This window comes from Peribacillus sp. SIMBA_075 (assembly GCF_046534585.1).
On record NZ_JAWRYN010000882.1, the window covers coordinates 1 to 261 of the forward strand.

Here is a 261-nt window from a genome sequence, read left to right on the forward strand (position 1 = left end):
CAGCTGAAATGACAGAAGAAGAGTCTAATGTAATTAAGCGAGATGCAATTATCGCATTCCAATCATTAGATGGTTCGGGCTTAACACGAGCTGATTTCTTCTTAACGAAAGATGGAGAAGTATATATTAACGAAGTGAATACGATGCCAGGGTTTACGCCGTTTAGTATGTTCCCTCTACTATGGCAACATACTGGATTACCGTATCCGGAATTAATTGAAGAGCTAATTCGTTTAGCGATTGAGCGTCACGAAGAAAAAC

General features: G+C 39.5%; 1 pseudogene. It reads left to right on the plus strand.

Annotation, left to right across the window (positions count from 1 at the left end):
- Positions 1 to 261 (plus strand): annotated as a pseudogene (ddl, locus tag SB775_RS30780) (D-alanine--D-alanine ligase); the annotation flags it as partial.